Annotated in this window: 15 protein-coding genes; 6 read left to right on the top strand and 9 right to left on the bottom strand. The window is 74.5% G+C overall.

Features of this window, described 5'->3' with window-relative positions:
- Positions 1-4: 4 nt before the first annotated feature.
- Positions 5-754: a ZIP family metal transporter gene (locus BM158_RS01530; RefSeq protein ID WP_091556133.1), complete on the top strand. Its 750-nt coding sequence runs from the start codon at positions 5-7 to the stop codon at positions 752-754.
- Positions 755-825: 71 nt separating this feature from the next.
- On the opposite strand, the gene BM158_RS01525 is transcribed toward BM158_RS01530, so the two are convergent.
- The 5 genes from BM158_RS01525 to BM158_RS01505 all read right to left on the bottom strand — a co-directional run bounded on the left by BM158_RS01525 (position 826) and on the right by BM158_RS01505 (position 6736).
- Entirely contained in the window at positions 826-2163 is a 1338-nt protein-coding gene (locus tag BM158_RS01525) for an ABC transporter substrate-binding protein (protein ID WP_091553880.1), read from the bottom strand.
- 34 nt (positions 2164-2197) lie between these two features.
- The gene (locus BM158_RS01520) at positions 2198-2908 is read right to left on the bottom strand and encodes an SDR family NAD(P)-dependent oxidoreductase (protein WP_091553877.1); all 711 of its coding nucleotides are present in this window, start codon (positions 2906-2908) and stop codon (positions 2198-2200) included.
- A complete protein-coding gene (locus BM158_RS01515) occupies positions 2905-4197 on the bottom strand; it encodes a flavin-containing monooxygenase (RefSeq protein ID WP_091553875.1) in 1293 nt (430 codons plus the stop codon). The genes BM158_RS01520 and BM158_RS01515 overlap by 4 nt, the downstream gene beginning before the upstream one ends.
- Before the next feature lie 102 nt (positions 4198-4299).
- Complete coding sequence (locus BM158_RS01510; protein ID WP_207506073.1) at positions 4300-5241, bottom strand: LysR family transcriptional regulator; 942 nt, start codon at positions 5239-5241, stop codon at positions 4300-4302.
- A 94-nt stretch (positions 5242-5335) separates the two neighbouring features.
- Entirely contained in the window at positions 5336-6736 is a 1401-nt protein-coding gene (locus BM158_RS01505; protein ID WP_091553872.1) for a cation:dicarboxylate symporter family transporter, read from the bottom strand.
- A gap of 107 nt (positions 6737-6843) precedes the next feature.
- Between BM158_RS01505 and BM158_RS01500 the strand changes: the two genes are divergently transcribed.
- The gene (locus BM158_RS01500) at positions 6844-8448 is read left to right on the top strand and encodes a sensor histidine kinase (protein ID WP_191328580.1); all 1605 of its coding nucleotides are present in this window, start codon (positions 6844-6846) and stop codon (positions 8446-8448) included.
- On the top strand, positions 8445-9122 hold the full coding sequence (locus BM158_RS01495; protein ID WP_229827524.1) for a response regulator: 678 nt from the start codon (positions 8445-8447) through the stop codon (positions 9120-9122). Before BM158_RS01500 ends, BM158_RS01495 begins: the two co-directional genes overlap by 4 nt.
- Before the next feature lie 19 nt (positions 9123-9141).
- Here the strand turns inward: BM158_RS01495 and BM158_RS01490 are convergent, their stop codons facing one another.
- Entirely contained in the window at positions 9142-11298 is a 2157-nt protein-coding gene (locus tag BM158_RS01490; RefSeq protein WP_229827525.1) for an MMPL family transporter, read from the bottom strand.
- Between the two features lie 91 nt (positions 11299-11389).
- Here BM158_RS01490 and BM158_RS01485 point away from each other — a divergent pair, with 91 nt between their 5' ends.
- Together BM158_RS01485 and BM158_RS01480 are read left to right on the top strand one after the other, a co-directional pair.
- On the top strand, positions 11390-11836 hold the full coding sequence (locus BM158_RS01485; RefSeq protein ID WP_091553867.1) for a MarR family winged helix-turn-helix transcriptional regulator: 447 nt from the start codon (positions 11390-11392) through the stop codon (positions 11834-11836).
- A gap of 22 nt (positions 11837-11858) precedes the next feature.
- Complete coding sequence (locus BM158_RS01480; RefSeq protein WP_207506071.1) at positions 11859-13724, top strand: alpha-amylase family protein; 1866 nt, start codon at positions 11859-11861, stop codon at positions 13722-13724.
- Between the two features lie 4 nt (positions 13725-13728).
- Here BM158_RS01480 and BM158_RS01475 read toward each other — a convergent pair whose 3' ends face one another.
- The gene (locus BM158_RS01475; RefSeq protein WP_131801954.1) at positions 13729-17814 is read right to left on the bottom strand and encodes a fibronectin type III domain-containing protein; all 4086 of its coding nucleotides are present in this window, start codon (positions 17812-17814) and stop codon (positions 13729-13731) included.
- Between the two features lie 148 nt (positions 17815-17962).
- Between BM158_RS01475 and BM158_RS01470 the strand changes: the two genes are divergently transcribed.
- Positions 17963-18841 carry a dioxygenase family protein gene (locus BM158_RS01470; protein ID WP_091553862.1) on the top strand — a complete coding sequence of 293 codons (879 nt, stop codon included), beginning with the start codon at positions 17963-17965 and terminating at the stop codon, positions 18839-18841.
- A 3-nt stretch (positions 18842-18844) separates the two neighbouring features.
- Here BM158_RS01470 and BM158_RS01465 read toward each other — a convergent pair whose 3' ends face one another.
- Together BM158_RS01465 and BM158_RS01460 are read right to left on the bottom strand one after the other, a co-directional pair.
- Entirely contained in the window at positions 18845-20455 is a 1611-nt protein-coding gene (locus BM158_RS01465) for a methyl-accepting chemotaxis protein (protein WP_229827526.1), read from the bottom strand.
- Positions 20452-22005, bottom strand: coding sequence for a methyl-accepting chemotaxis protein (locus BM158_RS01460; protein ID WP_268247906.1), 1554 nt, complete (start codon positions 22003-22005; stop codon positions 20452-20454). The genes BM158_RS01465 and BM158_RS01460 overlap by 4 nt, the downstream gene beginning before the upstream one ends.
- Positions 22006-22007: the final 2 nt, after the last annotated feature.

The following is a 22007-nucleotide window of genomic DNA, read 5'->3' as shown; positions in this document are numbered from 1 at the left end:
TGCGGTGCCGACGTGGCTGGAAGCCGGGTTGTGGGGGCTGCTGGGCGGCGGCGCGCTGGTGCTGGGTGCGCTGGTCGCCTGGTTCCTGCGCGTGCCGCAGGTGGTCGTCGCCTCGGTCATGGCGTTCGGGTCCGGGGTCCTCATCTCCGCGGTGGCCTTCGACCTGATGGCCGAGGCCGCGGAGACCGGCGGCCTGGTGCCCACGGCGCTGGGCTTCCTCGGCGGCGCGGTCGCCTACCTCGGCGCGAACGCACTGCTGGCCCGGCGCGGGGCCCGGCACCGCAAGCGCTCGGGGGACCAGCAGCCCTCGGAGGGCGAGCAGCAGGGCAGCGGCGCGGCCATCGCGGTGGGCGCGCTGCTGGACGGCGTCCCGGAGTCCGTCGTCCTGGGGGTGGGCCTGCTCGGCGGCGGGGCGGTGAGCCTGCCGGTGCTCGCCGCGGTGTTCATCTCCAACGTGCCCGAGGGACTGTCCAGCGCGGCCGGGATGAAGCGCAGCGGCCGGTCCGCCGGCTACGTCTTCGGCGTCTGGGGCGGCATCGCGGTGCTCTCGGGCCTGTCCGCGCTGGTCGGCTACGTCGCCCTGGGCAGCGCGCCGCCGGAGGCCATCGCCGTCATCACCGCGGTGGCGGCCGGCGCGATCCTGACGATGATCGCCGACACGATGATCCCCGAGGCCTTCGAGCGCACCCGGACCTGGACCGGCCTGATCACGGCACTCGGCTTCCTGCTCGCCTTCGCCATCGAGCTCGCCTGACCCGTTCCACGTGGAACGAGGGACGCACCCGGCCCCACGGGGGGAGGGCCGGGTGCGTCCGGTCGGGAGGGTCAGCGCTGCGGGCCGATGCCCTGCGCGTTGAGGCCCTGGATGATCCGGCTGGTCTCCTCGAACCCGATGACCAGGATGGCGTCGGGGTTGAACTCGACCATCTGCGAGACCTCGCTGTCGAAGTTCGCCGCCGTGGGGTCGTAGACGAGCGAGCGGATCGAGTCCTCGGACAGCCCGTCGGCGACCAGGTCGGCGGCGGTGTTGTCGGCCAGCCCGGTGCCGTAGGGGTCGTTGAGCGCGAGGATCCCGACGGTGTTGTTGCCGTCGCCGCCGATCAGGTCGGCCAGCGCCCGGGCCTGCAGGGTGTCCGGCGGCACGGTGCGGAAGAACAGACCCTGGTCCGGGTAGTCGGTCAGCCGGTCGGAGGTGCTGGCCGGGCTGATCATCGCGACACCGGCACCGGTGATCGCGTCGATGACGGTCAGCGTCACGCCCGAGGACGACGCCCCGATGACCACGTTCGCGCCCGACTGCAGCAGCCGGTCGGCGGTCTGGGTCGCGGTGTCGGTGCTGGCGTCCCCGGAGTCACCGGTGTTCAGCTGCACCGGGCTGCCCAGCACCCCGCCGGCGGCGTTGACGTCGCCGACCGCGAGTTCCAGAGCCGCGATCTGCTGCGGTCCCTGGTAGGAGAGGCTGCCGGTCAGCGGGGTGAGGCTGCCGATCACCAGCGGTGCCCCCGTGGTGCCCGGCGCGGCCGGTGCCGGGCCCTCGTCGGTGGCGGCGTCGGCCAGGTCGCCGGCCTGCACGAATTCGCGGGCGTCCAGGTCGATCTGGTTGTCCTCGGTGAAGCTCTCGATGGCGAAGCTCGCCACCGACGGCTCACCGGGCTCGGTGAAGGCCAGCGGGCCGTTGACGCCGTCGTAGTCGGGGTTGCCGCCGGCCTGGATGATCGCGTTGCACGACTCGAAGTCGGTGCAGGTCTCCCCGCCGAAGGTCACCCCGTTGACGTAGGGCGCCCAGACGGTGGCCTGGTTGCTGCCGGCCAGCTGAGCGGCGAGCGAGGCGATGACCACCGCGTCGTAGGTCTCGGCGGCGGTGTTGAAGTTGGTCAGCGACGGGTCGAGGGCCAGCAGCCGGTCGCGGAAGTCCTGCCCGACGTCGGTGAGCAGCACCGTGCCGCGCATGCCGGCCAGCGCGCCGGGAGAGCTGGCGAAGTCCTCACCCAGACCGTTGTTCATGTTGCCGTCGGCGCCGTAGACGTTGACCTGCTTCGCGCCGTCGGAGCCGGCCGCGCTGCCTGCTCCGGGGTCGCCGTCGTCCGAGCCGCCGCCGCAGGCGGACAGCGCCAGCAGGGTCGCGGCGGCGAGCGCACCGGCGCGGAGGTGGGTGGTGCGCATCTGTTCTCCTTCGTGGGGGTGGGTGGAGCGGAGGTCAGCGCATCGCCGAGCCGCCGGCGATGACCACGGTCTCGCCGGTGACGTAGCCCGGTTCCAGCAGCCGCTGGACCCAGACGGCGACCTCGTCGGGGTCGGCCACCCGGCCCAGCGGGATGCCGGCGGCGGCCTCGGCCATCCGGCCGGTGGCGGCGTTGCCCGGGGTGTCGACCCAGCCCGGCGCGACGGCGTTCACCACGACCCGGTCGGGGGCCAGCTCGATGGCGAGGGACTTGGTCAGCGACAGCACCGCTGCCTTGGACGCGCTGTAGAGCAGCTGGCCCGGGGAGACGGCGAAGGCGTCGACGGAGGCGAAGTTGACGACGGCGCCGCCGCCGGCCGCACGCAGGTGCGGGACCGCGGCGGCGGTGACCACCAACGTGCCGAGCACGTTGACGTCGAAGACCGCGCGGTAGGTCTCGTCGGTGAAGTCGTCGAGCCGGGTGGGCGGGTAGATGCCCGCGCAGTTGACCACGCCGGTGAGCCGCTGCCCGGCGACGAGCCGGTCGACCGCGGCCGTGACCCCGGCCCGGTCGGTGACGTCGACGGGCACCGGCACCAGCTGCTCGCCCAGCTCGCCGGCCAGCGCACCCAGCGCGTCGGCGGCCCGGTCGAGGGCCAGCACCCGCCAGCCGGCGCCGACCAGCCGCTGCACCAGCGCCCGGCCCATCCCGCTCGCGGCCCCGGTGACCAGCACGGTGTCGCTCATCGGGGGACCTCCTGCGCGGTGCGGGCGGGGCTCGCCGGGCGGACGGCGTCCAGCACCGCTGTCGCCCGGGCCATCTGCTGGGTCCAGAGCGGGCGGAGCACGTCGACCTGGTCGGTCGGCGCCCCGGCGGCCAGCAGCAGCTCTGCCAGCGGCCGGTCGGTGCGTCCCTCGAGCCCGAGCAGCCGGACCGCGAGGGCGGACTGTGCGCTGAACACCGGGAACTGCGCACCGCGCGGGCTGGCCAGCCCCACCGTGTAGAGCCGGGAGGTGCCGACCGGGACGACCATGCCGCCCACCCGCAGCGGGGCACCGCCGGACCAGGTCAGCTGGTCCGGCGCCAGGAACGGCAGGCTGACCCGGAAGCCGGTCGCCCACAGCACGGTGTCGAACTCGGCACTGGTGCCGTCGGCGAAGTCGACCGTGCGGTCGTGGGCCCCGACCACACCGGTGCGGGCGGTGATCCGGCCGTGCTGCAGCCAGTAGAGGAGCAGGTCGTTGACGACCGGCAGCTGCTCGTTGAGGTTGCGGGTGACCGGGGGCTGCAGCCCCGGGTAGTCGGCGTGCGTGCCCACCGAGACCCGCACCAGGGCGCGCTGCACCCGCTCGGCGGCCCACGGCGGGAGCTTGGCCAGGAACGGCAGCTGGTTGCGGCCCCGGCCGAAGAAGGTCTTGGGCTGGAACACCTGCCCGTGCCGCATCGCGATCGACACGTCCAGCCGGGCGTTGGCGGCGTCGACGGCGAGGTCGCACCCGCTGTTGCCGGCCCCGACCACGAGCACCCGGCGGCCCTCGACGTCGGCGACCGACCGGTACTGCGAGGAGTGCAGCGAGCGGCCGGTGAACCCCTCGGCGACGGCCGGGAGCCTGGGGTCCCAGTGGTGGCCGTTGGCGACGACCACGGCGTCGAACCGCTCGGTGCCGCCGTCGGTGGTCACGTCCCAGCCGGAGACGCCGTCGTCCGGGCTGGTCACCGCGGTGACCTCGGTGCCGAGGCGGACGTGTTCGAGCAGGCCGTGGTCGGCGGCGAACGCGTCGAGGTAGGCGACCACCTGCTCGCGGCTGGGGAACAGCGGGTAGGACGACGGCATCGGCACGCCGTCGAAGCAGGAGACGTCCCGCGGCGTGATCAGGTGCAGCGCCTCGTAGTCGGTGTGCCAGTGCCCGCCGGCCCGGTCGCCGCGCTCGTACGCGACCACTTCGTGCCCGGCGTCCCGGAAGACCCGGACCGCCTCCAGCCCGGCCGCGCCGGCGCCGACCACGCAGACGCGCTGTGCGGTGCTGCTCGCCACGGCGTCCTCCCCCCTTCGCCGGCCCGTGCGGCCGGTCCTGGAGCGAGTCTCGGGGGGCCCGGGCCCGTTGTGAACGGCCAGTTCGCGAGGCCAGCTCAAGGCTCAACCTCTGGCAGGACCACCGTCCGCCGCCTGCTGCAGCGCCCTGATGTGGGTGTGCGCCAGGTCCATGAACACCCGGGTGGCCGGGCTGAGCGTGCCGCCGGCCCGGGTGATGAAGGCGAAGCGCTCCACCACCGGCGGGTCCAGCGGCGCCCAGTGCAGCCGGCCGGGGTAGCCCGACCAGCGGGTGACCAGGTAGCTGACCAGCGAGTCGCCCAGCCCGTGCGCGGCCAGCTCGACCGCAGCGGTCTGGAACTCGACCTCGATCTGGGGCTGCAGGACCAGGCCTGCCGCGGCGGCCCGCTCGGTGAGCACCCGGCGCAGCGGGTCCTCGGCGCCCCACCGGGCCTCGGACAGGATGAGCGGGGCGGCGGCCAGCTGCTGCACCGTGACCGGTGCCCGCGCCCGGTCGCCGTCGGTGCTGACGTAGACGACGGAGTCCACGAGGACCGGGGGTCCGACGTCCAGGCCTCGCTCGTCGATCGGCAGCTGCACCAGCCCCGCCTCGAGCTCCCCGCGGCGGACCTGGGCGGCGACCTCCGAGCTGTTGAGCCCGACCACCCGGGTGACCACCCCCGGGTACCGGGACCGGAAATCACCGATCAGCGCGGTCAGCAGGTACAGGTGCGCGCTGGAGAAGGTGCCGAAGCTGACCGTGCCGCCCGCCAGCTCGCGCACCCCTCGCGCGCTGTCGGCCAGCGCCTGCGCGTCGGCCAGGGTGCGCCGAGCCGCCGGCAGCAGGGCCCGGCCGGCCTCGGTGAGCTGCAGGCGGCGGTTGGTCCGCACGAAGAGGGTGACGCCGAGGGTGTGCTCGAGCCGCCGCACCTGCTCGGACAGGCTGGGCTGCGCGACGTGGGTGGCCTCGGCCGCGGCGACGAACGAGCCGTGCTCGACCGCGGCCACGAAGTAGGCCAGCTGCTGCAGGGTCGGCAGCCGGGCCACGCCCGGGACGGTACCGGCCGACCGGCCCCGGGCAGCACGACGCCCGCACCTCGTCGGGGAGGTGCGGGCGTCGGCGTCCCGGGGGGGGTGGGGGTCAGCGGGTGGTGGCTGCCCCCGCGAGCTCGCGGCGCTGGTCGCCGGCGTCCTCGACGTCCGGGGCGGCGTGGCCGTCGTCGAGCATCGTGGTCTCGTCGAAGGGACGCTCGCCGGCCAGCACGGCCGTCATCTGCTCGCGGTCCAGCTCCCTGGTCCAGGTGGCCACCAGCATCGTGGCGATGGCGTTGCCGGAGAAGTTGGTGACCGCGCGGGCCTCGCTCATGAACCGGTCGATGCCGACGATGAGGCCGACGCCGTCCAGCAGCTCGGGCCGGTGGCTCTGCAGGCCGCCGGCCAGGGTGGCCAGGCCGGCGCCGGACACGCCGGCCGCACCCTTCGAGGCGATGATCATGAAGACCAGCAGGCCGATCTGCTCGCCGATGCTCAGCGGGTCGCCCAGCGCCTCGGCGATGAACAGCGAGGCCATGGTCAGGTAGATCGCGGTGCCGTCGAGGTTGAAGGAGTACCCGGTCGGCACGACGATTCCGGCGACCGGCTTGCTGACGCCGACGTGCTCCATCTTCGCGATGAGGCGGGGCAGCGCGGTCTCCGAGGAGGACGAGGAGACGATCAGCAGGTACTCGCGGCCCAGGTACTTGAGGAACGAGAACACGTTGATCCCGACGACCACCCGCAGGATCGTGCCGAGGAAGACGAAGACGAACACCGCGCAGGTCAGGTAGAAGCCCAGCATCAGGATGCCCAGGCTCTTCAGCGCGTCGACGCCGGTGGCGCCGACGACCGCGGCGATCGCGCCGAAGGCACCGATCGGGGCGACCCACATGATCATGGCGAGGATGCGGAAGACGAGCTTCTGCAGGTGGCCGATGCCGGTGAGGATCGGGGCACCGGCCTTGCCCATGGCCTGCAGCGCGAAGCCCACCAGCAGCGCGACCAGCAGGGCCTGCAGCACCGACCCGCTGGTCAGCGAGGACAGCAGGGTGGTCGGGATCAGGCTGAGCAGGAATCCGGTGGTGCCCTCCGGGGCCCCCTCGGCCGACTCGCTGACCAGGTCGGCGCCGGCACCGCGCACCTCGTCGGTCAGCTGCAGGCCGTCACCCGGGTGGAGGACGTTGCCCACCAGCAGGCCGATGAACAGCGCCACGGTCGACATCGCGATGAAGTAGCCGAGCGCGAGCCCACCGATCCGGCCGACCTGCGTGGCCTTCCGGATGGCGCCGATGCCCAGGACGATCGTGCAGAAGATGACCGGCGCGATGATCATCTTGATCAGGTTGACGAAGAGCGTCCCCAGCCACTTCAGCTCCTTGCCGAAGTCCGGGAACACCAGCCCGACGACGATGCCGGCGACGACGGCGACGATCACCGCGATGTAGAGCCAGTGGGTCTTGTCGCGCTTGTGCCGCGGCGCGGCTGCGGCGTCGGTGGTGGTGGCCATGACTGCTCCTGTGGAGTCGGCGGGGTCGCCGGGTGCGGCGACGTCATCACCGTGCCGCCCCGCGTGACCCCGGTCACCGTTGCGTTCATTGCGTGCACACTTCCCCCGTGCGCATCCCCGCCGTGCTGGCCCGCAGCCGCCGAGAACGCGGCAGCCTGGCCCGCCAGCTGCTGGGTCTGCAGGCCCTCGTGCTGGTCGTCGTGGTGCTCGCGCTGGGCTGGACCGCCGTCGCCGACGCCCGCGGTGCCGTGGAGGACCGCGCGGCCAACCAGGCCCGCAGCATCGCCGAGACGATCGCGGACTCCCCCCTGGTCCGCGAGGCCGTCGTGGAGCCCGACCCCACCGCGGTGCTGCAGCCCTACGTGGAGCAGGTCCGGGCCGACACCGCGACGTCCTTCATCACCGTCATGGCGCCCGACCGCACCCGGTTCACCCACCCCGACCCCGAGCAGATCGGCAAGCCGTTCCGGGGCAGCATCGACCGGGCGCTGCGGGGCACCACGTTCACCGAGACCTACAGCGGCACCCTGGGCCCCTCGGTCCGCGCGGTCGCCCCGATCTTCGCCGTCGGCAGCAGCAGCGACGTCGTCGCCCTGGTCAGCGTGGGCATCACCGTCACCGCCATCGGGGACGACGTCGCTGCCGCGCTGCCCGGCGTCCTCGGGGTCGCGGTCGCCGTCCTCGCCGTCGGCGCGCTGGGCAGCTGGCTGATCAGCCGCCGGCTGCGCCGGCAGACCCACGGCCTGGGCGCGCAGCCGCTGGCCCGGATGCTCGAGTACTACGACGCGGTGCTGCACGCCGTCCGCGAGGGCCTGCTGCTGCTGGACGGCGACCGGCGGGTGCAGCTGGTCAACGACGAGGCCCGGCGGCTGCTCGGGCTCGAGGGCGACGTCGCCGGGCGGCACGTCACCGAGCTGGGGCTGTCCCCCGAGCTGGCCGGCACCCTGTCCCAGCAGCGGCTGGCCGTCGACGAGGTGCACGTCAGCGGCGACCGGGTGCTGGTGGTCAGCCAGATGCCGGCCACCCCCAAGGGCCGGTCGGTCGGCGCGGTGGTGACCCTGCGCGACCACACCGACCTGCAGGCCCTCACCGGTGAGCTGGACAGCGTGCGCGCCTTCGCCGAGTCGCTGCGCTCGCAGGCCCACGAGGCGGCCAACCGGCTGCACACCACGGTGTCGCTGGTCGAGCTCGGCCGCACCGAGGAGGCCGTCGAGTTCGCCACCGCCGAGCTCGCGGTGGCCCAGCGGCTCACCGACCGGGTGGTCGAGGCGGTCGAGGAGCCGGTGCTGGCCGCGCTGCTGCTGGGCAAGGCGGCCACCGCGCACGAGCGGGGCGTGACCCTGGAGATCGACCCGGCCACCTCGGTCGGCGCCACCGGCATCCCGGGCGGGGACCTGGTGACCGTCGTCGGCAACCTCCTGGACAACGCCATCGACGCCGCGCTGGCCGGCGACCCGCCCCGCGAGGTGCAGCTGTCCCTGTGGCAGGCCGACGGCCGCCTCGAGCTGCGGGTCGAGGACACCGGGCCCGGCGTCGACGACCCCGACCAGGTGTTCCGCCGCGGCTGGACCACCAAGGCCACCGGCCAGGGTCTCGGCCTCGCGCTCGTCGCGCAGGCGGTGAAGCGCAACGGCGGCACGGTGTCGGTGCGGCCCGGACCGGGCGCGGAGTTCGCCGTCTCGCTGCCCGTCCGCACCGCGGTGCCCTCGTGACCGACCTGGCGGTGCTGGTGGTCGAGGACGAGCCGGTCGCCGCGGAGGCGCACCGCGCGCACGTCGACCGCGCCCCCGGGTTCCGCTGCGTGGGCGTCGCCGGCACCGGCCGCGCCGCGTGGGACGCGCTCGGGCGCACCGAGGTCGACCTGGTGCTGCTGGACATGAACCTGCCCGACACCCACGGCACCGAGCTGCTGCGCCGGCTGCGCGCAGCCGGCCGCGACGTCGACGTGCTGGCCGTGACGTCGGCCCGGGAGCTCGCCACCGTCCGCGCCGCGGCCGCGCACGGGGTGGTCGGCTACCTGCTCAAGCCGTTCACCGGCTCGGCGCTGCGCGACCGGCTGGCCGCCTACGCCGAGCACCGCGCCGTGCTGCGGGCCGAGGGCGACGTGGCCGGCCAGGACGCCGTCGACCGGGCACTGGACCACGTCCGCCCGGCCCGCCCGGCGCCGCTGCCCAAGGGCATGGGCCGGGAGACCCTCGACGCGGTGGTCGCCGTGGTCCGGGCGCGCGACGGCGTGAGCGCCGGGGAGGCCGCCGAGGCCATCGGCGCCTCCCGGATCACCGCCCGGCGCTACCTGGAGCACCTGGCCGACAACGGCCTGGTCAGCCGCCAGCCGCGCTACGGCGGCGCCGGCCGCCCCGAGCTCGAGTACCGCTGGCAGGCCTGACCCCCTCCCGGCGGGCAGGTCAGGCGGCGGGCTCGGCCTTCGCCAGCCTGCTGGGCCACCAGACCTTCTTCCCCAGCAGCAGCACCGCGGCCGGGACCAGCAGCGACCGGACGACGAAGGTGTCCAGCAGGACGCCGAAGGCCACCAGGAAGGCGATCTGCAGCAGGAACAGGATCGGCAGCACACCCAGGGCGGCGAAGGTCGCAGCGAGCACGATGCCGGCGCTGGTGATGACCCCGCCGGTCACCGACAGACCGGTGAGCACGCCGGCCCGGGTGCCCTGGTGCAGCGACTCCTCGCGCACCCGGGTCATCAGGAAGATCGAGTAGTCGATCCCCAGCGCGACCAGGAAGACGAAGGCGTACAGCGGCACCGTCGGGTCCCCGCCGGGCAGGTCGAGGACGTGGTCGAAGACCAGCGCCGCCGCGCCCAGGGTGGCCGCGAAGGACAGCACGTTGCAGACCAGCAGCAGCAGCGGAGCCACCAGCGAGCGCAGCAGCAGGGCCAGCACCACGAAGACCACCAGCAGGATCACCGGGATGATCCGGTCGCGGTCGGCGGTGGAGATGTCCTTGACGTCCAGCGCCTGCGCCGTCGTCCCGCCGACCAGGACGTCGGGGCCGACGTCGTCCAGGTCGGTGCGCAGCGCGGCGACGGCGTCCTCGGCGGCGGGGGAGTCGGCCGGGTCGTCGAGGGTGACCTGCAGCTGCACCAGGCCGTCGACCACCCTCGGCTGGCCCGTCGCCGGGTCGGGGGTGGGCGCGACGGCGGAGACGCCGTCGGCGGACTCGACCGCGCTGGTCACCGCGGCCAGGTCGGCCTCGGGTGCCAGCACCAGCGTCGGCGAGCCCGAGCCGGCCGGGAAGTGCCGGGCCAGCGCCTCGCCGCCGACCACGGACTCCACCCGGTCCAGGAACGTGTCGCTCTGCGAGACGCCGTCGCTGGGCAGCGTGGGGGAGAAGGCGGCCAGCACCAGCAGGAACAGCGCGCTGAGCACGCCGACGGCGACCGGACGGCGACCGACCAGCCGGGAGACCCTGGCCCACGCGCCGGTGGACTCCGGGCCCCGCGAGCCCACGTGCGGCACCGCGGGCCAGAACACCCAGCGGCCGTGCTCGCCCCCCGACGTCCGGCCGGGCAGCACCAGCAGTGCGGGCAGGAAGGTGAGCGCGGCCAGCACCGCGGCCACGATGCCCACCGCGGTGACCGGGCCGAGGCCGCGGGTGGGGCCGATGTCGGCGAGCAGCAGGCACAGCAGGCCCAGGACGACGGTGGCCGCGCTGGCCAGCACCGGCTCCAGCGTCTGCCGCCAGGCCCGGCGCATGGCGTCGTAGCGGTCGTCGTGCCGGCGCAGCTCCTCGCGGTAGCGGGCGACCAGCAGCAGCGAGTAGTCGGTGGCCGCACCCACCACCAGGATCGACAGGATGCCCTGGCCCTGGCCGTCGAGGGTGACGACGCCGGCGTCGGCGAGCAGGTAGACCACCAGGCTGGCGGTGGTGAGGGCGAACCCGGCGGTGAGCAGCACGAACAACGGCAGCACCGGGGACCGGTAGACGACCAGCAGGATGACCAGGACGGCGATGCCGGCGACCAGCAGCAGGGTGCCGTCGATGCCGCCGAAGGCGGTGACCAGGTCGGCGGTGGTGGCGGCGGGCCCGGCGACGTAGACGGTGGACCCGGGCAGGTCGGGCTCGGCGTCGCGGATCTGCTGCACGGCCACCGTGATCGGGCTCTCGCCGTCGGGCAGCTGCGCGGAGAGCTCACCGGCGTCGAAGGAGACCAGCGCCAGCGCGGCCCTGCCGTCCTCGCTCGGGATGACCGGGATCGGGCCGGGCACCAGGAAGTCGCCCACCGTGCGGCCGTCGGCGACCTCGATGCCGGGCACCGACCGGGCGAAATCGCCGAAGGCGGCGAGCTGCTCCTGGGTCAGCGCGCTGTCGGACTCCACCAGCAGGAAGGCCGGGAAGGAGTCGGAGTCGCTGAACCCGGCGGAGAGCTCGGCGACCCGCTGGGACTCCGCGGAGCCGGGCAGGAACTCGCTCTGGTCGTTGGACTGGACCTCCGACAGCTTGCCGCTGTACGGGCCGGCGACCCCCGACAGGGCCAGCCAGCCGAGCACGAGGAGGGCGGGCAGCAGCCACCGCAACCGGCGGCGGGGAGGGGGGTTCTCGGGCACGGAGGTCTCCTGGGGGGCCACAATGGTCAGCCTGCTGAGCGAACGGTAGACGATGCTCAGCCTGCTGACCATTCGACGGGGGAGGTAAGGCGTGTCGCAGCCGTCCGACCTGTCCGGCTGGGCCACCGGCCGGCTGCTGTCCACCGCCGCCCGGCTGGCCGAGCACGCCTGGGACAGCCACCTGGGGCGCTGGGACCTCAACCACGCCAGCTTCGCCGTCCTGCACCTGCTCGCCGCCGCGCCCCGCTCGCAGCGGGAGCTCGCGCACGCCATGCAGGTCGAGGACCAGACGATGAGCCGCATGCTCGAGCGGCTGGAACGACAGGGCCACGTCGTCCGCGAGCGCTCGACGACCGACCGCCGCCGGGTCGAGGTCCGGCCGACCGAGTCCGGCCGCACCGCCCTGGCCGAGGCCGGTGCCGACGACGCGGCCGAGCGGGTCCTGGGCGAGGCGGTCGAGGACCTGCCGGGGCTGCGCGCCCAGCTCGCCACGATGGTCGAGGAGCTGTCCGCCCGTCGCTGGGCGCCCCCGTCCTGAGCTGGGCTGCGATGCTGCACCGGTGCCTCCCGTCGACGCCGTCCTCGCCGACCTCCCCGCGCACCGTCGCGAGCTCTTCGACGCCCGGGTCGAGCGGTGGCTGCCGGACCTGCTGGCCGGGCTGAGCCCGCTCTACGACGACCCCGCCGCGGTCGCCGACCGGCTGCTGGGCGCCGCGGCCCGCGCCTACGCCGCCCGGGACGAGGAGCTGCACGCGCTGGACCTGCGCCGGTCGCTGGCCCCCGACTGGTTCCAGCGGCCGGACGTCGTGGGCTACGCCGCCTACGCCGACCGGTTCGCCGGCGACCTGGCCGCGGTCGCCGCACGCGTCCCGTACCTGGAGTCCCTCGGCGTCCGCTACCTGCACCTGATGCCGCTGCTCACCCCCGGCCCGCCGCCCAACGACGGCGGCTACGCGGTGGCCGACTACGGCTCGGTGCGCCCGGACCTCGGCACGATGGACGACCTCGAGGCGCTCACCCGGGAGCTGCGCGGGCGCGGCATGAGCCTGTGCCTGGACCTGGTGCTCAACCACGTCGCCGACACCCACGCGTGGGCGCTGGCGGCCAAGGCCGGCGACCCGGTGAAGCGGGCCTACTTCCACGTCTTCGCCGACCGCACGCAGCCCGACGCGTACGAGGCCACCCTGCCCGAGGTCTTCCCCGACCTGGCGCCGGGCAACTTCACCTGGGACGACGACCTGGACGGCTGGGTCTGGACGACGTTCAACAGCTACCAGTGGGACGTCGACTTCGCGAACCCCGACGTGCTGTGCGAGTACGCGCAGGTGGTGCTGGACCTGGCCAACCGCGGGGTCGAGGTGCTCCGGCTGGACGCGATCGCCTTCACCTGGAAGCGGCTGGGCACGACCTGCCAGAACCAGCCCGAGGTGCACGCGCTGACCCAGGCGCTGCGCACGGTGGCCCGGATCGCCTGCCCGGCGCTGCTGTTCAAGGCCGAGGCGATCGTCGGCCCGCGCGACCTCATGCCCTACCTGGGCACCGGCGAGCACTGGGGCAAGGTCAGCGACCTGGCCTACCACAACGGGCTCATGGTGCAGGTCTGGTCGATGCTGGCCAGCCGGGACGCCGTGCTGGCCTCCCACGCCCTGCAGCAGCTGCCGGTCCCGCCCTCCACGACGGCGTGGATCACCTACGTCCGCTGCCACGACGACATCGGCTGGGCCATCGACGACGGCGACGCCGCGGCGGTGGGCATCAGCGGTCACGAGCACCGGCGGTTCCTGTCCGACTGGTACTCCGGCGACTTCTGGCAGTCCTGGGCGCAGGGCCTGGTGTTCGGGGAGAACGAGGCCACCGGCGACCGGCGGATCTCGGGGACGGCGGCGTCGCTGGCCGGCGCGGGCGCCTGGGACCCGCAGGCCGCCGCCCGGGTGCTGCTCGCCCACGCCGTGGTGATGGGGTTCGGCGGCATCCCGGTGCTGTGGTCCGGCGACGAGCTGGGCCTGCAGAACGACCCGCGGTGGGCGGAGGAGCCCGGGCACGCCGACGACAACCGGTGGGCGCACCGGCCGCGGCTGACCTGGGGCCCCGACGACCGGCCGGTGCCCGACTCGCCGGCGATCGCCGAGGGCATCGCCGCGCTGGTCCGGGCGCGGGTGTCCCTGCCCCAGCTGCACGCCTCGGTGCCGGCCACGGTGCTCGACCCGCACGACCCCGCCGTCCTGCTGGTCGCCCGGCACCACCCGCTGGGCACCGTGCTGGGCGCCTACAACGTCGCGCCCGAGCCCCGGCACGTGCCGCTGGACCTGCTGCGCGAGCTGGGCCTGGACCCGGCGGCCGTGGTCGACCACCTCACCGGCGCCGGCCCGCGGATCGCCGACGGTGCGGTGCAGCTGGCGCCCTACCAGGCCGTCTGGCTGCGCTGAGCGGTCACCCCGGCACCGGCGACTGCACCGCCCCGCCGGCCAGGTCCTTGACGTAGAGGTCGCGCAGCCGGTTGGTGTCGGCCGGCAGCAGCGCCTGCGACGTGGTCAGCACGACCAGGTCGCCGGTGACCGGGACGACCCGGCCGTACTCCGCCGGCGCCACCGCACCGGTCGGTCCGCCGACCGGGCGGCCGTCGGCGTCGGCGGTGACCAGGGTGAGCACGCCGGTGGCCAGGTCCCGCCGGAAGGTGTCGGTGTGCCCGTTGGTGTCGCCCGGGGTCAGCGCCGCGGTGGTGGTGAAGAAGGCGTACCGGCCGGTGGGGTCCAGGCCGAGCTGGTGCTCCCACGCACTGGTCTGGCCGTCGCCGAGGGCGGCGACCGCACCGGTGACGGTGTCCTTGCGGTAGGCCAGCTGGGTCGACCAGGAACTCGTCGGGGCGGTGGGCTTCGCCGACGTCGCGAACACCACGTACCGGCCGTCGTCGGAGAGGTCCACGTCGCCGAGGTCGCGGGCGACCGCGACCGGGGTGGCGCCGAAGGTGCTGACCACGACCGGGTCGGCCCCGCCGGTCAGGGTGGTCCGGTAGAGCACCACCGGACCGCTGGAGCCGGTGGCCGGGAAGAGGGCGTACCGGCCGTCGGGGGTGATGGCCAGCGCCGGGCCGGCGGCCTGGCGGGTCAGCTCCCCGCCCGCGGCGGTGGCCGACACCCGGGTCACCGCGCCGGTGGACAGCCGCTTGGCGTAGACGTCGACCACGCCGTTGCCGTCGGTGGGGCCGAGGTCGTTGCGGGCGGAGTAGAAGAGCACCAGGTCGCCGTCGCCGCTGATCACCACCGACGGGCCGGTGGCGTAGACCGAGGACGAGGTCTGCAGCACCGTACCGGCCACCGAGGCGTTGACCCGGCCGTTCGCCGGCACGCTGACCAGCGTCCAGGTGCCGGTGCGGGTGTCGAGCCGGTAGACGTCGGCGCGGCCGTTGGTGTCGGCGGCGACCAGCGCCGCGGTGGTGGCCAGCGCGACGTAGCGGCCGTCGTCGCTGATCGCCGGGGCGGCGGAGTTGGTGGCGTCGGCGGCGGTCGCCGAGGCCGCCAGCGGGGCGATGCGGGTGGCGGTGCCGGCCACCCGGTCGAGGCGGTACAGCTCGTAGGCGCTGTTGGTGTCGGAGGGCTCGAGCCGGGCGCGGGTGCCGGTGACCACGTAGCGGCCGTCCGAGCTGACCGCCAGCGCACCGGTCTCGCCCGACCCCTGCGCCGGCACGGTGCCGGCCAGGGGGACGACGACGACCGCCGCGGAGACCACGGAGACGTTGCCGCTGGGGTCCACCGCCTGGACGGTGAAGGAGTACGAGGTGCCGTTGGTCAGCCCGGTGACCGTCGCGGTCGTGGCGCCGGTGGTGGCCACCTGGACGCCGTCCCGGAGGACCCGGTAGGTGAGCGGGTCGACGTCGGCGGGGGCGGTCCAGGTCAGGGTGACCACGGTGCTGGCCGGCCGCCCGGCGAGCCCGGTGGGGGCGGCCGGGGCGGTGCGGTCGTACGGCGTGGCGGTCACGGTGGCCGAGACGGCCGAGACGTTGCCGTGCCCGTCGACCGCGACGACCACCAGGTCGACGGCGGTGCCGGGTGCCAGGCCGGTGACCGTGGCGGAGGTGCCGGTGGTCGCGGCGACGACGGCGCCGTCGCGCAGCACCCGGTAGCCGACGACGTCGGGATCCGCGGGCGCGGTCCAGCTGACGGTGACCTCGCGCTCGCCTGCGGTGGCCGCGGGGGAGACCGGGACGCCGGGCGCGGTGAGGTCGGTGGGCGTGCCGTCCACGGCGGCCGAGGGTCCCGAGACGTTGCCGTGCCCGTCGACGGCCACCACGGTGTACCGGTAGACGGTGTCGTTGGTGAGCCCGGTGTCGGTCCAGGACGTCCCGGTCACGGTGGCCACCTCGACGCCGTCCCGCAGCACCCGGTAGCCGGCCACGTCGGGGTCGGCCACCGGCGCCCAGCTGACGGTCACCTGGCCGTCGCCGCGGTCGGTGGCGACGCCGGTGGGTGCGGCGGGGGCGGTGAGGTCCGTCGGGGTGGCGCCGGCGGGTGCGGACGCGGTCGACCGGTTGCCGTGCGTGTCCACGGCGACCAGGGAGAACGACGTCGGTTGGTCGTTGGGCAGCCCGGTCACGGTGTAGGTCGTGCCGGTGACCGTGGCGATCTCGGTGCCGTCGCGCAGCACCCGGTAGGACGCCAGGTCGGGCTCGGTGTTCGCCGTCCAGGTCAGCACCACCTGGCCGTCACCGCGGGTCGCGACCAGCCCGGCCGGCGCGGCCGGGGGGGTGAGGTCGGTGGGGGTGGCCGGGACCGCCGGGTCGGAGGCGGTCGACCGGTTGCCGTGGGTGTCCACCGCCACCAGCCGGTAGGCGTAGGTGCGGTCGTTCACCAGCCCGGTGTCGGTGTACGACGCCCCCGTCACGGTCGCGACCTCGACGTCGTCGCGCAGCACGCGGTAGGCGGCGACGTCGGTCTCCGGGTTCGACGGCCAGCTCAGGGCGACCTGGCCGTCGCCGCGCACCGCGGTCAGCCCGGTCGGCGCCGCGGGCGGGGTCAGGTCGGTCGGGGTGGCGCCCACCGGGTCCGACGGCGCGGACCGGTTGCCGTGGGTGTCCACCGCGACGACGCGGTAGACGTAGCTGCGGTCGTTCACCAGACCGGTGTCGGTGTAGGTCGTGCCGGTGGCGGCGCCCACCTCGACGCCGTCGCGCAGCACCCGGTAGCCGGCCAGGTCGGGCTCGCCGTTCGCCGTCCAGCTCAGGTCGACCCGCCCGTCGCCGCGCACGGCGACCAGCCCGGTCGGCGCGGCCGGCGGGGTCAGGTCGGTGGGTGTCGCGTCCACGGCGGCGCTCGGCGCCGACCGGTTGACGTGGGTGTCCACCGCGACCAACCGGTAGGCGTAGGTCCGGTCGTTGACCAGACCGGTGTCGGCGTAGGACGTCGTGCCACGCGGGACGGTCGCGATCTCGACGCCGTCCCGCAGCACCCGGTAGGTGTCCAGGTCGGGCTCGCCGTTCGCCGTCCAGGTCAGGTCGACCCGCCCGTCGCCGCGTGCGGCGCTCAACCCGGTGGGCACCGCGGGCGGGGTCAGGTCGGTGGGGGTGGCGTTGATCTGGGCCGTGGGGGTCGACCGGTTGCCGTGCGTGTCGACGGCGACCAGCGAGTAGCGGTAGGTGCGGTCGTTGACCAGGCCGGTGTCGGTGTACCCCCGGGAGCTCACCGGGATGGTGGCCACCTCGACGCCGTCCCGCAGCAGCCGGTAGGAGGCCACGTCGGGCTCGGGGTTCGCGGCCCAGGACAGCGTCACCTGGCCGTCCCCGCGTTCGGCGAGCAGCATCGTGGGCGTGCCCGGCGGGGTGAGGTCGGTGGGCGTGGCCGACACCTGCGGCACGGAGGGGTTGGACCACTGCCGGGAGACGTCGACCGCCTCCACCGCGTAGCGGTAGGTGGTGTCGTTGACCAGCCCGGTGTCGACGAAGGTGCGGGCGGTCAGGGTGCCGCTGACCACGGCGCCGTCGCGCAGCACCCGGTAGCCGGCCAGGTCGGGCTCGGTGTTCGCCGCCCAGGACACGGTGACCTGGCCGTCGCCGCGGACCACCGTCACGCCGGTCGGGCGCGCCGGCGCCACGCCGTCCCGGGGGTAGCTGGTCGCCGTCGCCGGGACGGTGCCGGTGCCGGTCTGCAGGCCCAGCAGGTTGTAGCTGGTGCGGGTGTAGACCTCGACGGTGTAGTCGGTGCCGTTGGTCAGACCGGTGATGGCCGCGGTGGTCGAGGTGGCGTTGGCCCCGAACACGGTGGTCGAGTACGAGCCCAACCGGACCACGTAGCCGCTGCGGTTCGGCTCGGTCGAGGGCGTCCAGCTGACCCGGGTGAACTCCCCGTTCCCGGGGGTGATGACCACGTTGGTCGGGGGCAGCGGGTCGGCGTCGCTGGCCGCGACGAGGGCGGGCCGGCCGAGGGGTGCCGACACGTCGGGCGCCAGGACGGCGAGCGCGCCGGCGGCGAGGACCAGCAACAGGACGCCGCGCGCCCACCGGCGCACGACCCGCTCTCGCTCCACGTGGAACATCCCCCGCTCCGGACCCACGGTGGGTCCACCTCGATGTTCGGCAGCCGGCGCGATGAGTTGCGTCCTACCGGGTCCCGGTCACCTGAACGGGTCGGGAAGTTTGCTTGAAGTCTCAAACACATGCGCGTACGGTCGGCGCATGACCTCGATCTTCGACCCCCAGGTGCCGGCCGGCGCCTTCGACGAGTTCCTCGTCGACGCGCTCCCCGCCGCCCGGGAGCAGCGCACCTGGAGCGACGGCGACGGGGCCCTGCCCAGCCTGTACCTCAGCCACGGCGCACCCCCGCTGTTCGACGACGGCCCGTGGATGCGCGAGCTGCACACCTGGGCGCTGTCGATGCCCAAGCCCAAGGACGTGCTCGTCGTCAGCGCGCACTGGGAGTCCGCCCCGCTGTCGATCTCCTCGTCGGCCGCGCACACCCCGCTGGTCTACGACTTCGGCGGGTTCGCCCGCCGGTACTACGAGATGACCTACGAGACCCCGGACGCCTCCGACCTCGCCCGCCGGGTCGCCGCGGCGATGCCCGACCGCGAGACGGTGCACGAGCACCGCAGCCGCGGCCTGGACCACGGCGCGTGGGTGCCGCTGAAGGTCATGTACCCCCTCGGCGACGTCCCGGTGCTGCAGCTGAGCCTGCCCACCCACGACCCGCACCGGCTGCTGGACCTGGGCCGGCGCATCCGCGAGCTGCGCAGCGAGGGCACCCTGGTCATCGGCTCGGGCTTCATGACCCACGGCCTGCCGTTCCTGACCCGCGAGTCGATCGCGTCGGGCACCGTGCCGGGCTGGTCGCGCGACTTCGACGCCTGGGCCGCCGAGCTGCTGGCCGCCGGCGACGTCGAGGGCCTGGCCCGCTACGCCGCCGACGCCCCGGGGCTGCCCTACGCCCACCCCACGGTGGAGCACCTGAGCCCGCTGTTCGTCACCCTCGGTGCCGCCGACGACCCCGGGACGCCGGCCACCACCACGGTCGAGGGCTGGATGATGGGCCTGTCCCGCCGCTCCTTCCAGGTCTGAGGGTCAGGTCCGGAAGGTCGCCACGGTCGCCCGCAGCTCCCCGGCCATCCGGGCCAGCTCGTCGACGGCGACCTGGCTCTGCCCGAGCGCCTGCGTCGTGGAGCGCGCGGCACCGGCGACGCCGTCGATGTTGGCGGTGATCTGTGCGGTGCCTGCCGCGGCGCCGGAGACCGAGCGGGTCATCTCTGCGGTGGTCGCGGTCTGCTGCTCCACCGCGCTGGCGATGGTCAGCTGGTAGTCGTTGATCTGCTCGATGACCGCGCCGATCCGGCCGATCGCCTCGACCGCGCCCCCGGTGTCGGACTGGATGGCCTCGACCCGGCGGGTGATCTCCTCGGTGGCCCGGGCCGTCTCCTGCGCCAGCTGCTTGACCTCGTCGGCGACGACGGCGAAGCCCTTGCCGGCCTCCCCGGCCCGCGCGGCCTCGATGGTCGCGTTGAGCGCGAGCAGGTTGGTCTGCCCGGCGATGGTCGAGATCAGCTTGACCACGTCGCCGATCTCCTGGGACGACGCGCCCAGCCGGGCGATCGTCTCGTTGGTGGCGGCGGCCTCGCTGACCGCCCCCGCGGCGACCCGCGCGGCCTCGTTGGCGTTCTGCGCGATCTCCTTGATGGAGGCGCCCATCTGCTCGGCGCCGGCGGACACGGTGGCCACCGACCGGGACACCTCCTCCGCGGCGGTGCTCGCCGCGCCGGACTGCCCCGACGTCTGCTCCGCGGACGCGGAGATCTGCGCGGCCGAGGCGGCCAGCTCGGTGCTCGCCGCGGCGACCGCCGCGGCCGAGGTGACCACCGACCCGATGACCTCCCGCAGCGAGGTCTGCGCCCGCTGCAGGGTGCGGCCCATCTGGCCGATCTCGTCGGTGCCGCGCACGCCCAGGTCGGCGGTGAGGTCGCCGTCGGCGAGGGCCTCCAGGCCACGCTTGAGCCGGCCCACCGGGCGCACCACCGACAGGTAGGTCGCCTTGCCCACCCGGGCGACGACCGCCAGGCCGAGCAGCGCCACCAGCGGGCCCACCCACGTGGTGACCAGCAGGGTGCGGTCCAGCGCGGCCTGCGCCGCGGCCTGGTCGGCGTCGAGCGCGTCGGCGGCCTCGGCGACCGCCTTCCCGGCGGTGTCCTCGGCGGCCTGCACCTCGGTCCACCGCGGGCGGGCGGCGTCCTGGTCGGCGACGGCGTCGTCGACGAAGGCCACCGCGGTGCGCGCGTACTCGGCAACGGTGCCGGACAGGCCCTCGACCAGCGACCGGGCGGCGGAGTCGCCGGGGACGGCGGTCAGCTGCGCCACCAGCTCGTCGACCTGGGCCGAGAGCCCGGCCACCTGGTCGCGCTGGCTCTGCGGGTCGGCGCGGACCAGCGCCTCGTAGGCCTCGACCTGCAGCTCGCTGGTCCGGTTGCCCAGCTCCAGGACCGCGGTCCGGGCCGCCGTCAGCGCCTCGAGCCGGGCCGACGACGCCGCGATGGCCGCGTTCCCGACCACCAGCGCGGCGAGCAGCCCGCCGACGGCGGCGAGCACCACCCCGCCCAGGAACAGGCCCTTGAACCGGAGCGACCGGTAGGCGAGCCCCCGCTTGCGCCGGACCTGCCGGCCACCCTCGACCACCGTCTCGGTCACCACGTGAAGGTGCCCACCGTCGTCCGCAGCTCCCCGGCCATCCGGGCCAGCTCGTCGACGGCCACCCGGGTCTGCCCCAGCGCCTGCGTCGTCGTCCCGGCCGCCGCCGAGACGCCGGTGATGGTGGCGGCGATCTCCGTCGTCCCGCCCGCGGCCTCGGCCACGCTGCGCGACATCTCGTTGGTGGTCGCCGTCTGCTCCTCGACCGCGCTGGCGATGGTCAGCTGGTAGTCGTTGATCTGCCCGATCACCTCGCCGATCCGCCCGATCGCGGCCACCGCACCACCGGTGTCGGCCTGGATCGCCTCCACCCGCCGCGCGATGTCCTCCGTCGCCCGCGCGGTCTCCTGCGCCAGCTCCTTGACCTCGTTCGCCACCACCGCGAAGCCCTTCCCCGCCTCACCGGCCCGCGCCGCCTCGATGGTCGCGTTCAGCGCCAGCAGGTTCGTCTGCTCCGCGATCGAGGTGATCACCTTGACCACGTCGCCGATCTCCTTCGAGGACAGCCCCAGCTTCTGGATCGTCTGGTTGGTCTCCTCGGCCTCGGTGACCGCCTCGGCGGCGACCCGGGCGGCCTGGTTGGCGTTCTGCGCGATCTCCCGGATCGACGCGCTCATCTCCTCCGCGCCGGCGGCCACCGTGGCGACGGACCGGGAGACCTCGTCGGCCGAGCCGGAGACGACGCCGGACTGCGCGCTGGTCTGCTCGGCCGAGGCGGCGATCTGGGCGGCGGAGGCGGACAGCTCCTCGCTGGAGGCGGCGACGGCGTCGGCGGACCCGACCACCGAGGCCATCAGCGAGCGCAGGTTGGTCTGCGCGGTCGCCAGCGCGCCGGCCATCCGGCCCAGCTCGTCGCCGGAGTGGACGGTCGGCGCGACGGTGAGGTCACCGCGCTCGAGCGCCTCCAGCGACCCCTGCACCGAGCGGACCGAGCGCCGGATGCCGCGGACGACCACCCAGGCGAGGGCCGAGCCGAGGGCGACCATGAGCACCAGCCCGCCGACCAGCAGCCACACCGCGCGGGCGGCTGCCGCGTCGGTCTCCACGATCTGGGTGGCGGCCTCGTCGCTGGACCGGTCGGACTCGGCGGAGAAGTCGTCCATGACCGAGTCCACGGCCGACTGCAGCGAGCCGGTGAGCACGATGGCGACGCCGGTGTCGTTGCCCGCGTCAGCGGCGCCGACCAGCTGCTGGTCGGCGATCGTGTAGTAGGTCTGCAGGTCCGAGCGGAACTGGGCCCACGCCGACGGGTCGATGGCGTACCGGCCGTAGTCCTCGATCTTGGCGTCGATGTCGGTGCGCCGCTCGGCCAGCTCGGCCTTCATGTCCACCCGGTCGGCGTCGCTGAGCAGCGCGTAGCCGGCGTAGCGGGCGCGGTCGCCCTGGTAGGCGCGCTGCAGCTCACCGAGGGCGACCAGCTGCACGACGTGGCCGTGGTAGAGGTCGTTGGCCTCGGCCCGAAGGTAGGACAACCGCGAGAGGGCCAGCCCGCTCAGGGCAGCCGCCATCAGGCAGACGACGGCGACGATCGCGCCGATCTTGACGGACACGG

The sequence above is a fragment of the Klenkia taihuensis genome (genome assembly GCF_900112525.1).
Classification (GTDB): Bacteria; Actinomycetota; Actinomycetes; order Mycobacteriales; family Geodermatophilaceae; genus Klenkia; species Klenkia taihuensis.
Note: the sequence above shows the minus strand (reverse complement) of the source record. Positions and strands in the feature narration are given on the sequence as shown.